This window comes from Streptomyces daghestanicus, assembly GCF_020521275.1.
In the GTDB taxonomy this organism is placed as follows: domain Bacteria; phylum Actinomycetota; class Actinomycetes; order Streptomycetales; family Streptomycetaceae; genus Streptomyces; species Streptomyces griseoviridis.
Genome location: NZ_BNDX01000014.1, coordinates 164,979 through 178,791, shown reverse-complemented (window position 1 = coordinate 178,791; position 13,813 = coordinate 164,979). Strand labels below are relative to the sequence as shown.

Sequence of the window (13,813 nt, the reverse complement as noted above, 5' to 3'; positions counted from 1 at the left end):
CGGAGGCGGGGGGTATGAGAAGTCGGTCGTCAGGCTCGGTGCTTCCGGCAGGCAGATGCTGAGAGCATGACCTGGGGCACGGGGTGGTACGGGCGGGCGGTGGCGGCGGGCGGGTCCGGGGGCGACTGGCCCGCCGCGCGGACTCAGCCGGTGCTCGTGTTGTACAACTTGTCACCGCTGTAGACAACGGTGACGGTTTTGCCGGACCACTGGGACGCGGCGCCGCGGAGAACGGCGTGGCCGTCGCTGAGCTTGACGGGCTTGCCCAGGTCGACGCCGTCGGCCTTGAACTGGACGGTGCCGGTCGCGGTGGCGGGTTCACTTGACGCGGGGGTGACGGTGGCGGTCAGCTTCGAGGTGCCGGTCGTCACCGCGGTGGTGGTGGCGCGGAAACCGACCCGGGTGAGGAAGTCGTGCAGGGTCTGCTGCCAGAACGCCCAGGTGTGGCCGCCGCTGGCCGAGTAGTAGGTGAAGGGGACGCCGGCGTTGATGAGGCCCTCGCGCTCGGTGATGGCGGTCATCATGGGCGCGTTGCCGCCGAGATCCTGCTGGCCGATGGCGAGGTGGATGCCGAGAACCTTCTTCAGGGCGGGGTCCTTGTAGGCGTCGTCGATCGGGGTGTTGCCCTGGCCGGTGACTGTGACGGCGGGCGCTCCGGAGGCCGGGGACCAGACGCCGATGTAGCCGAAGGCGGTGGTGTCCTTGAAGAGGAAGTTGTTGGCCTGGGTGCCGTAGGCGCTGGTGCCGGCGAAGGCGCGGTCGGCGGCGCCGGTGCCGACGTTGTAGTGCGCTTCGACGTACGGCAGCACGGTGCCGGTGATCTCCGTGGTGTAGCTGCCGGAGGTGAGACCGCTCCCGTTGGGCATGACCACGATGGCGGGCTGCACCCTGCCGGAGGCGATCAGGTTGTCGACTATCTGCCGGAGCCGGCCGCGGGTGGACCAGGCGATCTCGTTCTCGCCGCCGCCGTGGCTGAGGACCAACACCGGGTACGGGGTGGAGCGCTTCGCGTTGTAGCCGGGCGGGGTGTAGACGGCCAACTGGTGATCGCCGGTGGTGGTGTTGGCGGTCGGATAGGTGACCTCGGTGAGCTTGCCCTGCTTGGATGCCGGGGCGTCCGCCGTGTACGAGAGGTCGGCGGTGCCGAACCTCTCGTCGGAGGGCACGTACACCTGGCTGAACACGGCGGACGAACCGGTATCGTTCCAGGCCGGGTTGGCGGGGTCGGTCTTCGCGGTGCAGCCACTGAGCGTGGCGGAGGCGCAGTCCGCGTAGAACTGGTAGTCGAAGGTGCCTGAAGGCAGCGGCACGGTGTAGGACCAGACGCCGGTCTTGGCGTCCTTGGTCATCGAGGCCACCGGCCATGCCTCGCCCGGCTGATTGGGCGACTGGAGGGGGAAATCACCGGGTCCCCAGTCAGTGATGGCGACGGCATCGGCGTTCTTGGGGTCGGTGCTTGTGGACTCCGTGGACGCGAACGACCAGGTGCCCTTGATACGCATCGAGGTCGCCGCGGAATCCTTGACGCGGAAGGTGACCTCGTAGCCGGTGGGGCCCGTCCCCGTATGCGTCACGGTGAGGCCGAGGGCTGCGGGGGAAGCCTGGCTCGGCGAGCCGACGGTCGCCAGTGTGGCGGCCAGGGCGAGGCTGAGCATGAGGGGGGTGACGACTCTGCGCGTGATTCTGGGCATGGGCGGCTCTTTCGAGTACACGCGGGGACAGTGACGTCCGGCGCAGGTGGCCGTCCGCAGGCTGCGGACACCGAGCACGACGGGGTGGGCGGAGGACGTTCCGTTCCCTCTCATCGGAAACAGAGTGGGGTCAGAACGTCGTCACGAGCCGGGGGCGACTGGGAGGGCGAGTCCTGCGGACTGCGTCGGGCTGCGCGACCGCGCACTCTGGCGGTACGAGCGGCGTCGCTGAATGTGCTGCTTGTATTCGGAGGTTGAACGATCGTGGTGTCGAGCGTCGTATTTTTAATCCTTCTGAAATCAACCTGTCAACAGATCGAGCAACGCCCGGGGAAAGTCACAGCGAGACTCGCCCGTCAGCCCCCAGGGCAGAGCCGCTCCCAGTTGTCGGCCGGGAACGAGGGCCCCACAAAGGTCGACGAAATTGTTGACATGAGCCGGGGGCGGACTTACGTTCGCTGAGCCCCGGCCGCGACCTGCCCGGTTACGGCCGCACCGGCGCCGCTGCGGGCGACACAACCGCTCTTCACACCTCCGGAGCCCGCACGACGGAAGACAGCCGTCACCTGTCGCAGCACGAAGGGACAGCCATGCAACACAGATTCGCGCACCGAAGGACGGTTCTGAGGGGAATCGGTGCCGTGGCGGGCGCCGTCGCGGCAGGCGGTCTCACCGCCACCGGCGCTCAGGCGTCCCCGGCGGCGCGGACGACCGGCGTAGGCCGGCCGCACTCCCTCGTCTTCGACAAGACCGCCTACACCCTCCGGACGGCCGTCCTCCCGTCCGCCGACGGCGGGACGAAGGAGGTCACCTACCGCTTTTACGCACCGACCACCTACGTCACCGACCCGTTGGACGCAGCTCATCAAAGCCTTGTCATCAGCGTGCCCGTCGCGATCGACGGCCGGAAGGTGAACACCGAACGCGCCCCGATCGTCTTCGCGAACTGGGTCGGCGGTTACTTCCCCGTCAGCGTCGCCGAGGCCACCGGTGTGGGCGAAGGCATCATGGAGATGCCGAACGGCCAGGTGCTGGAGAACAACGGCAACGACACCAACCTCCCCAAGCTCGCCCTGGCGGCCGGCTACGTGGTCGTCGAGCCCGGCGCCCGCGGACGTACCCTCGTCGACGGCGAAGGTGTCTACTACGGCACGGCCCCTGCCGTCATCGTCGACCTGAAGGCCGCGGTCCGCTACCTGCGCGCCAACAAGGGCCTGGTCCCGGGAGACACCGACCGGATCGTCTCCACCGGCACCAGCGCCGGCGGCGCCATGTCCGCCCTGCTTGGCGCCTCCGGCGACAGCCCCCTGTACGCCGGGCATCTCCGGCAGCTTGGTGCGGCGGACGCGAGCGACGCCGTGTTCGCCGCGGCCGCCTGGTGCCCGATCACCGATCTCGAACACGCCGACATGGCCTACGAGTGGTGCTGGGGAGAGGCGCAACTGTCGTCCACGGGCACGCTCGTCGACCAGAACCTGTCCAGGGAACTGCGCGCGGCGTTCGCCGAGTACCAGGCTTCTCTGCGGGTCGATGGGCTGGGCGGCTTCGGCCGGCTGTCGGCCCGCAACTACGACGACTACCTTCTGAAGACCTATCTCCAGCCCGCCGCCACGGCTCATCTCTCCGGGCTGTCCTCCGACGCACGGTCGGCCTATCTGGCCGACCGTCCGGCCATCCAGTGGAACGGCAAGCGGGCGTCGTTCACCTGGGACGCCTACCTCGCGCATATGGGCGGCCGCAACAAGAACGTCCCGTCGTTCGACGGCTTCGGGCTCACCACGGGCGAGAACAACCTCTTCGGCAAGGGCACCGTCAGCGCCCGCCACTTCACCCGGTACGGCCTGGACCACGACACGACGGGACTCGGCGCGGACCGTCTCGACAAGGACATCCCCGAGACGCTCGCCCTGATGAACCCCATGCACTTCATCCGGCGACGCCACGCGGGCCGGTCCCGGCACTGGTGGATCCGGCTGGGCACCAGCGACCCCCACACCTCGCTGACCGTCGTCGGCAACCTCGCCGCGTCCCTCTCCGGACTCGGCGACCACGTGAACTCCGCCATGTACTGGGACGCCGGCCACGCCACCAACCGGGACCCCGCCGCCTTCCTGCGCTGGATCGCCGAGGTGACCGGCTCACCAGCCACGCACCGCTGACACCGACGCCCGCACATCCTCGCCTCGGAAACTCCTCAGCCGACTCCCGAAGGGCCGGCCCTCCAGGGAGAGCAGGACAACCGCTGGGGGTCATCGCCGCATGCGGCTCCACTGCGACCGCCGCCCTCGCCGCCGGCATCCCGCCGGATCACACCGTCGGTCCCGGTCCCGACGCCCGCGGCCGGCGCCGACCGCACGGGCACCGGCCCAGTAGCCCGGCCGAAGCGAAGAAGCGAGCGCCATCCTCCACACCCGGTGTCCGCAGCGGCCACCCAGCTACCTCGACAGGATGGAAGTCGCATGTCCATGACCAGACGCGAGGCTGCCCGCGCGGTGGCCGCCACCGCTGGCAGCGTCTCACTCGCCGGCCTGACACTCGGAGCCTCACCCGCCTCCGCGGTGGTGCAGGGCCGTGGCAGCACATCGGAGAAGAGCTCCCGCAAGAAGCCTGGACCTCTGGTACGGCACACCGGCAAGGGAGCCACCGGGTACGAGGTCACCTTCCGTTACTACGCTCCGACCGCCAAACGTGTTCAGCTCAAGGGCGAGTGGTATTTCGAGCGGCCGAGCGAACTCGCCGAACGCCTCACCGGCCCCGACCACCTCGTGCAGACCCCGGGTCTGCTGCCCCGGCAGTGGCGGCCGGGCGACGTCCCCGCCGCTCACCCCAACTCCACCAGCCCCCTGTGGCCGGTCGTCGATATGGCCAAGGGCCGCGACGGGGTGTGGACCTACACCACACCCCTGCCGGGCGGTGTCTACACGTACGGCTTCTTCGTCGACGCACAGGCCGACTCCACCACGACGACCGGGCAGCTGCCCGACCCGGGCAACCCGACCTGGAACGTGACCGACGGTGTCGCCGACGGCAGGGCCGTCGACCGCAGTCAGATCTACGTGCCGTCCGACCCGGAGTTCAACGGGGCCGATCACTCCTGGCAGGGCCCGACTCGCGGCAAACGTGGGAAACTGCGCCACGTCACCTACGCCTCACCCGGTCACGTCGTGCCCGCCGACACCAACTACCTCGTCGTGTACACCCCGCCCGGCTACGACCCGAAACGTAGCAAGCCCTATCCGACGCTCTACCTCAGCCACGGCGGAGGGGAGGACGAGATGGGCTGGAGCACCCAGGGCGACCTGGCCGACATCATGGACAACCTCATCAACTCCGGTGAGGTACAGCCGATGGTCGTCGTCATGCCGAACGCGACTGGCTACGCGAGTTCGGCGGCGGACCAGCAGGAGCACCGCACCGACCTGATCGACCGGGTGTTCCCCTACGTCGAGGAGCACTACAACGTGTCGTCCTCGGCGGCCGACAGGGCCTACACCGGACTGTCCGCGGGCGGCATGCGCACGGTCTTCCTCCTCCTCCACAACACCGAACAATTCGGCTACTACGGAATCATGAGCGCGGGGCTGCCGCCCGGCACCACGTTCACCGAAGCGCAGGTCACCGCCATGAAACAGGTGTCGGTCTACCTCGGCTGTGGCTGGCAGGACCCCATCAACGCCGGATTCTCAACGCTCCACCGCGGCCCGTTCCGGGCCGTGCGGGATCTCACCGAAGCCGGCGTTCACGTACAGACCGACTTCATCGACGGCGGACACTCCTGGCACGTCTGGCGCATTCTGCTCAAGGACTTCCTGACCCGCGTGGCCTTCCTGCCACCGACCTCGGCTTCCGTTACTTGGGGTGCTTGACCTCCTTCGGACGCTGACCCGCACACCTTGCGCTCGTCGGCCGTCGAGCCCGCGAGAACGACAGTGTCATCGTTGCTCTCGCTCCGGCCGGTCCCGGACGCTCCCTGATGGATCTGGTCAAGGCCGGAGCGCAGTGGGCGCGAACGGGTGAGCCCGAGCTGAGCACGCGAGCGACTGCCGGGTCAGCACCGTGTGGCACCGAGATGTGAGCCGATCAGCGCAAACCGTGCTGTGCCCCCCGGGGAGGGGGAGGGCCCAGCACGGTGCAGGCCGCTACGGAACGGCTGCCCGGGATGTGGGCGCGACGGCCCGGGAGGTCGTGGACGGCCCGGTGCTGCTCACCCGCGCCGAAGGCACGGCCGGCGGGCGGCGAGTCAGCTCGCCAGGGCATCGATCCGGCCGGCGCACGGGGTAGGACAACACTTCGCGCTACCACGAGAAACAGGGACCTGTCGCCATTGTCCCGGACGTGCACTGTCGTGCTCGGCTTGTCACTTGAGCCGGCCGGCGGCCCAGAGCACTCCGCCCCGGACGTGCTCGATGAACGCCGCGTCCTTGTAGGCGTCTGCCGCATGCCCGAGGGCTGTATAGAAGACGCGTCCGTCCCCATGGTGCCGACACCAGGCTATGGGGTGGTCCGTTCCCATCCCGCCGCCGGTGTAGGAGGATTCGTCTACGACTGCCAGGATGCGCGAGGTTCCTCGTGGACTGGTGTCGAAGTCGTACCACTCGTCCTCGAATTCCCAGACCGTGGGGAGATGCCGTGTGGCAGGGTGATCCGCGTCCTCGACCAGCGCCATGCCTGGCTGGTAGTCCGGGTGCCGGGTGAACCGTGCTTTCAGGAAGTCGCCGTAGCCGGGCCACCCGTACTCGGTGCAAGCGGCTGAGTGGATGCCGACGAAGCCTCCTCCCGACTCCACGTACCTGGTCAAATGTGTCCGTCCGGCCGGGTTGAGAACGTCTCCGCTGGTGGACAGGAAAACGACCGCTTCGAACCCTTCCAGGCCGCCCTCGAAGGATGCGGGGTCTTCGGTGTGCACCATGTCGATGCCCACCATCGAGCGCAACGCTGCCACGGCCTCGGGTATCGAGGCGTGACGGAACGCGGTGGTACGGGTGTACACGAGCACACGGCAGTCCATGGTGTCCCTGTCGACCAGCGGGTTTTCAAGGTTGAGCGGCACGGGTTCTGTGCTGCTTCAGCTCGACGCAGACGGCCGAGTGCGGGGCGAGTCGCCGAGTGAAGTCGGCGTCCTGGGCGATCGCGCCTCGGGTGTCGAGCGCTCCCAGGTCGACGGGGGTGGACCGGTGGTTGACGATCACGGCTCTGGTGCCGAAGACGGCCACTTCGACACCCTTGGCCGGCGGGAGGAGAGCTGTGGGGGCGGGCCCGGCCAGTACCCCGACGGGAGTGCGGTGCAGGAGCACCAGGGGGTGCATCTCGCGCTTGCCGTAGCGGGGAGGGACGATGGGCATCGACTCACGGCAGTAGGAGTAGCCGTACTGGAAGCCGAAGGAATAGACATTTCCGGCGCCCCAGGATGTCTGTGAGATCGCCGTCTCCTGTGAGTTCAGATACGCGGCCAGGGGCTCTCCGCTCGTGAAGGTGACGGTCGACCAGCCGTGGGGGATGACCTCCTCGTCGCTCCAGGCGAAGCAGTCGAAGTCGATGTCCGATTCCTGGATGTCGAAGGCGCGGCGCGCGAGTTCACACGAGGGGCCGTGCCAGGTGGTTCCCCCCGCGGCGGTCCACTCGCGCACAGCGTTTTCGAGGGCGGCGTTGTCGCCGAGGTCATAGAGGGAGTTCGTGGGAACGACGAGGTGCTGGTAGTGAGCCAGGGTTCCGTCGGTCACTTGATCGGGGTGGATGATGTCGACGTGCCAGCCCAGGTCGGTGAACTGCTGGTACCAGCCGAGCAGGTCCATCCGGTGCCGGCCGCCGTGGTCGAGTTCCACGGGTTCGTACAGGCTCATCTCGGCGGGGAAGAGGAGGGCGACCTGGCGGGTCCGGGGTTCCGTGAGCAGGGGCATCACCTCGGCGGCCCATGTCATGCCGGTGCGCAGGGAATCCTTGAAGAGGGGGTCCGTACGGAAGAGCACGCCTCCGTCGTCCAGACCGCTGTAGCCGTAGATGTGGAGGCCGCGGGCGCCGGCGGCTACCTGGGTTGCGATGGCCTCTGCCGGAGGCACGGTCCGGTAGACGTCCGTGTTGACGTGCCGGCCGAGGTACAGACCGGCGGTGAACGGTGCGAACCCGTTCGCCGCGCGGGCGATGGATCCCTCCACGCTGACCACGGAGGCGTCGGCTCGGTTCTCCGCGTTCAGCGGGGCGGTGATGAACAGGACTCCGTCCAGGTGCCGGGCGCACCGGTAGACGTCCAGGGCGCGCTGGCCGGTCTGCCAGTCACGTTGTCGTGGCGGGTTGAAGAAGTACCCCCACTGGTGGAGCACCGGTTCGGCGAAGACATCGAGGTCGTTCCAGTGGCTGCGCATCGTGGCGAGGTAGTCGTCGAGGACGTCGGCGAGGTAGGTCTGGTTGTCGATCCACCGGTGGAAGTCGGGGGTCCGGCGTGCGAAGTCCTCGTGGCCGGGGAGGGCGCAGCCCACCCAGTTCAGTTCGTCGGGCCGCAGCCAGTACGTGTGGGGCTCGAGGTCGTCGAACGAGGTGGCTCGCAGTGCATAGCGTTCGTTGAGGTGCTTGATGTCGTCGTTATAGCGGTCCGCGAGCCAGGTCAGGTAGTGCCGCCGTCCCTCGGCGTCGAAGCTCGGTTTGGCGATGGGGTCGAACATGGTCTGGACGACGGTGCGTCCGTCCGAGGCGCGTCGCATGCCGGAGCCGTAGAGCTTCAGCAGGCCCCGCACATGATCGACCATGGTGGCCTGCGCCGCCGGCGACCAGTACTTGTAGGTGCCCATCGGCCGGCCGTCGGGCAGGACGGCTTCCTCGCCGCGCACGGGCGGCACGTCGCGGATGGTCGGGTACAGGTTGTCGCCGCACAGGTACAGGGCCAGGGATGTGTAGTCCATGCCGCGGGCTGCGGCTTCGGCCATCATGAATTCCTGCATCGCTACATACTGGCTGGCCTCACCGCCTGCGTAACGGGCGAAGAAGTCCTCCCAGGGTTTCGAGTCCAGGTTGATGGCGTTGAAGCCGAGGTCGGCGATCTCGGCTATGCCACGCCGGGTGGCGTCGTAGTCGCTGTAGAAGGGCTCGAAGAAGTTGCCGAACCACATGCTGAGGAAGGGGCGTTCGGTGTTGTCCATGTCCTTCTCGTAGGTGGAGGGGCCGTTGTGGGGTTACGGATGCGGCGATGGGTGTGCGGCGGCTCGCGCGGATGATGACGGGGTCAGGAGGCCGATGCTCTCGGCGCAGGGCCGGCAGGCTAGGCGGAAGTCGCGGAAGTCGGCGGTGAAGGACGCGTCGACGAGGTCGCGGGCGTGGATGCCGACCAGGGTTCCGGTGAAGCGGAGGGTTCCTCCGTGGTCGTCGGAGAGGCGGGTGCAGTCGAGCGGGAGTCCGATCTGGGTGCGCTGCCCGTCGGTGGCGTACCAGAAGCGGGCGGACGTACCGGTGATGGTGACGCCGAGTGTGACGGGGTTGTTCGGTTCGATCTCCTGCAGCGCTGCCTGCCGGGCGCCGTGTTCGTCGCGCTCGACGAGGCTCAGGACGACCCGGCCCGCTGACTGCCACTGCTGGCCGCGCTGGGCCTCACCGTCCGGTTCGGTCCAGGTGAGGTCCAGTGAGAGGTAGGCCGCGGCGTCGTAGCGCAGGATCAGGCCGGCGGCCTGGGTGAAGGTTCGCGGCCGGGCGTCGACGGTGACCTGGGCGGTGGCGTGGTGTTCGGTGAGGCGCTGGGCGAGCAGACTCTGTTCCCACCGTGACTCGGGGCCGTGCCGGCCTCGCAGCCGGATCCACCCTGGGCGGGTGGTGGTGTCAGCCCAGGTGGAAGAGGGCGGTTCACGCAGTGTGCTCCACGGCCAGTTCAGCGATGTCGGCTCTGCTTGGCGCGGGGAAGGCGGTGCGCAGGGCGTGGTCGCCACGGTGACCTCGGTTGCCGGATGCCATCCCCCCTGCTGCAGGCGGGGCCATTGCTCCTCGTCCCAGGTGATCGCTTGGATCGCGGTCTCCCGGCCCAGGGTGCAGCGCGGACCGGCCGCTGTCTGCAGGGGGCGGGCTGCCAGATGGCACAGCACCCATTGTCCGTGCGGTGTCTGGACGAGTTCGCCGTGCCCGGCCTTCTGCAGCGGAAGCGTGGCGTCGTCCCGCGTGGTCAGCAGGGGCAGGGTGTCCAGTTCGTAGGGCCCGCCGAGGCTGCGGCTCCGCGCCATCCGGACACCGTGCTCGAAGCCGGTGCCGCCCTCGGCGAGGGTGAGGTAGTACCAGCCGTTGCGGGTGCAGACCTTGGGTCCTTCGATGAGGCGGTCGTGCTGGAGGAGCAGTCGTGTCTCGTCGACGGGGGCGAGGCTGGCGGGGTCGAGTTCGGTGAGGACGATTCCGCTGAAGCGCTGGCCGCCCGGCCGGTGGTCGTTTTGCAGGTTGAGCAGCCACAGGCGGCCGTCTTCGTGGAAGAGCGCCGGGTCGAAGCCGTGGCTGGCCACCCGGCGCGGCGGTGTCCACGGGCCGCGGGAGTCGCTGGCCGTGGTGATGTAGGTGTCCAGGTCGAAGTACGGGGTGCCCACCGAGCGCACCACCGCGTACACCATCCAGAACCGCTCGCCGTCCCAGCTCATGGACGGGGCCCAGATGCCACCCGAGTCGGGGACGCCGGCGAGGGACCCGCCGGGAGCGGCTCCCTGCACGTGGCCGGCGTACTCCCAGTGGGCCAGATCCCGCGAGCGGTGGATGGGGATGGTCGGGAACCACTCGAAGGAGCTGTTGGCCACGTAGTACCAGTCGCCGACGTGGATCATCGACGGGTCGGGCATGAAACCGCGGATGACGGGGTTGCGCGCAACAGTCGTGCCGTCGGGTACGGGGCTGGTCACTTCAGCGCTCCCAGGGTGACGCCGGAACGCCAGTAGCGGCGCATGGCGATCATCAGGATGGCCATGGGCACGATCGACAGCAGAGCACCGGTCAGCACCAGGCTGGTCAGGTCCACTCCGGCTTCCAGGCGCTTGCCCGACCAGTTGTACAGGCCCAGGTTGAGCGTCCAGTTCTCCTCGCCGCGCAGGACGGTCAGGGGCAGGAAGAAGGCGTTCCAGGTGTTCACGAAGGCGAGGAGGAAGATGGTCGCACCGCCGGTGGTCATCATGCGGACCACGATGCTGAAGAAGATACGCAGCTCGCCCGCTCCGTCGATGCGCGCGGCCTCCAGCAGTTCGAAGGGGATGGTGGCCTCCGTGTACACCTTGGCGAGGTAGACGCTGAAGGGATTGATCAGGCACGGAATGAGCATCGCCCACGGCGTGTCGACCAGGCCGATGTCGGAGAAGACCAGGTACAGCGGCAGGGCGAGCAGTGCGATCGGGATCAGGAACGATCCCACGACGCAGGCGAAGATGAGGCCGCGGCCGGGAAAGGTGAAGCGGGCGAGGCCGTAACCCGTGGCGAGGGCGATCAGCGTGCCGCCCAGGCTTCCCACGCCGGCGTACAGGAGTGAGTTGGCTGTCCAGCGCAGGAAGATGCCGCCCTCGTAGGTGAACAGCTGGTGCAGGTTGTCCGTGAGGTGCCAGCCCGAGAACCAGAGACCGTTGCTCTGATAGAGGCCCACGCGGTCCTTGGTGGCCGCGATGATCAGCCACCACAGGGGGAAGAGGCTGTAGGCGCAGGCGAGGATGAGGCCGATGAGAACGAAGCGCTGGCCACCGCGTGAGCGGGAGGCCGGGTCGGGCCGTGTGACGCGTTGCACGCTGCGGACGCGGGGCTTGTCGGTGGTGTGCTCGGTGAGCGTCATCAGTCGGCCTCCTTCGAAGTGAGCCGGTAGAACACGAAGGAAGCGATGCCGAGGATCAGGGCGAGCAGTACCGACAGCGTTGCCGCGTAGTGGTAGTTGCCGGCGTTGAACGCGGCGTTGTAGATGATCATGATGGGGGTGAACTTGTCGTCCACGGTCTGCGGTGTGACGTTGCGGAACAGGGCGGGCTCGTTGAAGATCTGCAGCATCTGGATGATGGACAGCAGGCCGGTCAGGACCAGCGCGCTGCGTACGTAAGGGATCTTGATGCTCCGGGCGATGCGCCACTCCGATGCCCCGTCGAGCCGGGCCGCCTCAAACAGTTCACGGGGAACCGCCTGCAGCGCGGAGTAGATGATCACCATGTTGTAGCCGATGCCGTGCCAGGTCAGGAGGTTTCCGATGGAGGGCCACACCATCGAGGGGGTGAAGAAGTCCCAGTCGAAGCCCAGTGCGTCGCCCAGCGGGGTGAGCGGGCCGACGTTCGGGCTGTAGAGGTTGATCCAGACGATGGCGGCTACGACACCGGGGATCATGTACGGGACCAGCAGCAGGATGCGGAACCGGCCGGCCGTGCGTGAGGTGAGCGAGTCCAGCAGCAGGGCCAGCACCAGGCTGATGAGCAGCATCAGCGGGATCTGTACGCAGGCGAAGAGCGCCACCCTGAGGACCGAGCCCATGAAGGCGCTGTCGGTGAGTCCTTCGAGGTAGTTGTCCAGGCCGACGAAGCTCTGGCTGGAGCCGCCCAGACCGAGTCCGGACTGTTCTTCGCGGAACAGGGACTGGTATGCGGCGTAGCCCATCGGCAGCAGGTAGAGGAAGACGAAACCGAGGAGGAACGGCGCCGTGAAGGAGGCGCCCTTCCATCGCAGGGAGGAGATCATGAGCGTTCTGCCTCTGCCTTCGTCAGCCCTTGACGTTGATGCCGCGGGACTTCAGGTCATCGACGGTCCACTTCTGCATGTGGGTCAGCAGCTCGGTGACCTTCAGCTCCTTGCTGACGACCTTGCCCCACTGGCTCTGCAGCTCGGTGAACATGGCGGTCCAGTTCGGGCCGAAGGTCCAGTCCGTGTTGACGGTGTCCAGGCTGTCATTGACGATCTTCTTCGCCGGCTCGTAGTTCTCGCCCAGCAGCTCCTTGGAGATGGTCACGTCGGTGTATGCGCTGCTGTCCTTGAGGGCCGGCAGTACTCCGCTGCCGGTGCCCGGAGTGGCCATGGTCTTCACGGCCCCCGGATCGGTGGACAGCCACAGTGCTGCCTCGGCAGCCTGTTCGGGGTGCTTGCACTGCTCCGTGACCAGGTTCAGTCCGGCGCTCTGGTTGGTGCCGGCCGGGGTGCGGACGGCCGAGCCGGCGAAGGCCGGCCAGGGGCTGAGGGCCCAGTCGCCGAGAGACTCGGTGAAGTTCTGGACCATGCCGGACATCTGCCAGGTGGAGATCTGACGTGTGACCGTACCGCCGCTGTCGAAGTTGCGCTGCACTGCGGCGTAGTCCGCGAACGACAGCTTGGAGTTGAGGTCCTTGTCGATGATCTCTTGGATGACTTCCGCGGCCTGGAGGCTCCCCTTGTCCCGGAAGTTCACTCGCCAGGCGTCCCCGTCGATGGCGTACCAGTGGGCCTCGGCCTGCATGGCGAGGACCTCCAGGACACTGGGGTCTTCCCCGGCGAAGTTGGTGATTTTGATGCCGTGCTTCTTCAGCACCTCACCCGCGGCGATGAAGTCGTCCCAGGTGGCAGGCGCCTCCAGCCCGTACTTCTCGAACACGTCGGTGCGGTAGATCGTGAAGGAGGGCGCCGAGCTGGTGGGGACCCCGTAGACCTTGCCCTGGACCTGAACCCCGGCCCACGCTCCGGGATTGAAGGCCGACTCCTTCGACTTCACGTACTGGGTGATGTCGGCGAGAGCCCCCTGTGAGACCCAGCTCGTCACGTACTCGGCGGTGTTCTGGACCAGGCAGGGGGCGTTGCCGGCCTTGACGGCATTGCTGAGCTGCTTCTGCGTACCGAGCTGATCGGTGACCTTCGTGTACTTGAGCTGGACATCCTTGTGCGCGGCGTTGAACGCCTTCACCACGGCCTCCTGGCCGTTGGCCCACCCCCAGAACTCCAGCGTGATGGGGCCCTGGCTCAAGGCATCGTCGTCGCCGCCCGACCCGCCGCACGCGGTGAGCAGAATGGACAGCGCAAACGTCGCGGTGGCGGCTCGGCGAACGCTTCGACGCGGACTGATGGACTTCATTGACCCAGATCCTTCGACTGAGGGACGCCCTCGCCAGGAGGGAGGAAGAGGACTGCGCGGAACGCAGTGGACTGCCGGGGAAGCCGGCTGGGTACGGCGACGACCCACCGCAGCACAA

9 protein-coding genes are annotated in these 13,813 nt (G+C 67.7%); 2 read left to right on the top strand and 7 right to left on the bottom strand.

The window, feature by feature from the left end; genetic code table 11:
• Positions 1–143 precede the first annotated feature (143 nt).
• Positions 144–1,691: an alpha/beta hydrolase-fold protein gene (locus tag Sdagh_RS26040; RefSeq protein WP_190078167.1), complete on the bottom strand. Its 1,548-nt coding sequence runs from the start codon at positions 1,689–1,691 to the stop codon at positions 144–146.
• A 641-nt stretch (positions 1,692–2,332) separates the two neighbouring features.
• On the opposite strand from Sdagh_RS26040, the gene Sdagh_RS26035 reads away from it, so the two are divergent.
• Together Sdagh_RS26035 and Sdagh_RS26030 are read left to right on the top strand one after the other, a co-directional pair.
• On the top strand, positions 2,333–3,850 hold the full coding sequence (locus Sdagh_RS26035; protein ID WP_226535813.1) for a subtype B tannase: 1,518 nt from the start codon (positions 2,333–2,335) through the stop codon (positions 3,848–3,850).
• A 300-nt stretch (positions 3,851–4,150) separates the two neighbouring features.
• Positions 4,151–5,557, top strand: a complete 1,407-nt coding sequence (locus Sdagh_RS26030; RefSeq protein WP_189424327.1) for an alpha/beta hydrolase-fold protein — start codon at positions 4,151–4,153, stop codon at positions 5,555–5,557.
• Between the two features lie 491 nt (positions 5,558–6,048).
• Here the strand turns inward: Sdagh_RS26030 and Sdagh_RS26025 are convergent, their stop codons facing one another.
• From Sdagh_RS26025 to Sdagh_RS26000, 6 genes are read right to left on the bottom strand one after another with little or no spacing between them, the layout of a single operon-like run.
• Entirely contained in the window at positions 6,049–6,699 is a 651-nt protein-coding gene (locus tag Sdagh_RS26025) for a ThuA domain-containing protein (protein WP_189424400.1), read from the bottom strand.
• 25 nt (positions 6,700–6,724) lie between these two features.
• Entirely contained in the window at positions 6,725–8,821 is a 2,097-nt protein-coding gene (locus tag Sdagh_RS26020; protein WP_189424329.1) for a hypothetical protein, read from the bottom strand.
• Between the two features lie 33 nt (positions 8,822–8,854).
• A complete protein-coding gene (locus Sdagh_RS26015; RefSeq protein WP_226535811.1) occupies positions 8,855–10,543 on the bottom strand; it encodes a glycoside hydrolase family 43 protein in 1,689 nt (562 codons plus the stop codon).
• Positions 10,540–11,454 (bottom strand): carbohydrate ABC transporter permease, encoded by a 915-nt coding sequence (locus Sdagh_RS26010; RefSeq protein ID WP_189424332.1) that lies wholly within the window; start codon positions 11,452–11,454, stop codon positions 10,540–10,542. The genes Sdagh_RS26015 and Sdagh_RS26010 overlap by 4 nt, the downstream gene beginning before the upstream one ends.
• Entirely contained in the window at positions 11,454–12,338 is an 885-nt protein-coding gene (locus Sdagh_RS26005) for a carbohydrate ABC transporter permease (RefSeq protein ID WP_190011689.1), read from the bottom strand. The genes Sdagh_RS26010 and Sdagh_RS26005 overlap by 1 nt, the downstream gene beginning before the upstream one ends.
• A 22-nt stretch (positions 12,339–12,360) precedes the next feature.
• The gene (locus Sdagh_RS26000) at positions 12,361–13,695 is read right to left on the bottom strand and encodes an ABC transporter substrate-binding protein (protein WP_190011688.1); all 1,335 of its coding nucleotides are present in this window, start codon (positions 13,693–13,695) and stop codon (positions 12,361–12,363) included.
• Positions 13,696–13,813: the final 118 nt, after the last annotated feature.

Excerpts from the sequence above, each read along its gene's own strand:
- Sdagh_RS26000 (WP_190011688.1), bottom strand. The coding sequence starts at position 13,695 with ATGAAGTCCATCAGTCCGCGTCGAAGCGTTCGCCGAGCCGCCACCGCG.
- Sdagh_RS26010 (WP_189424332.1), bottom strand. The coding sequence starts at position 11,454 with ATGACGCTCACCGAGCACACCACCGACAAGCCCCGCGTCCGCAGCGTG.
- Sdagh_RS26040 (WP_190078167.1), bottom strand. The coding sequence starts at position 1,691 with ATGCCCAGAATCACGCGCAGAGTCGTCACCCCCCTCATGCTCAGCCTC.
- Sdagh_RS26020 (WP_189424329.1), bottom strand. The coding sequence starts at position 8,821 with ATGGACAACACCGAACGCCCCTTCCTCAGCATGTGGTTCGGCAACTTC.
- Sdagh_RS26025 (WP_189424400.1), bottom strand. The coding sequence starts at position 6,699 with ATGGACTGCCGTGTGCTCGTGTACACCCGTACCACCGCGTTCCGTCAC.
- Sdagh_RS26030 (WP_189424327.1), top strand. The coding sequence starts at position 4,151 with ATGTCCATGACCAGACGCGAGGCTGCCCGCGCGGTGGCCGCCACCGCT.
- Sdagh_RS26005 (WP_190011689.1), bottom strand. The coding sequence starts at position 12,338 with ATGATCTCCTCCCTGCGATGGAAGGGCGCCTCCTTCACGGCGCCGTTC.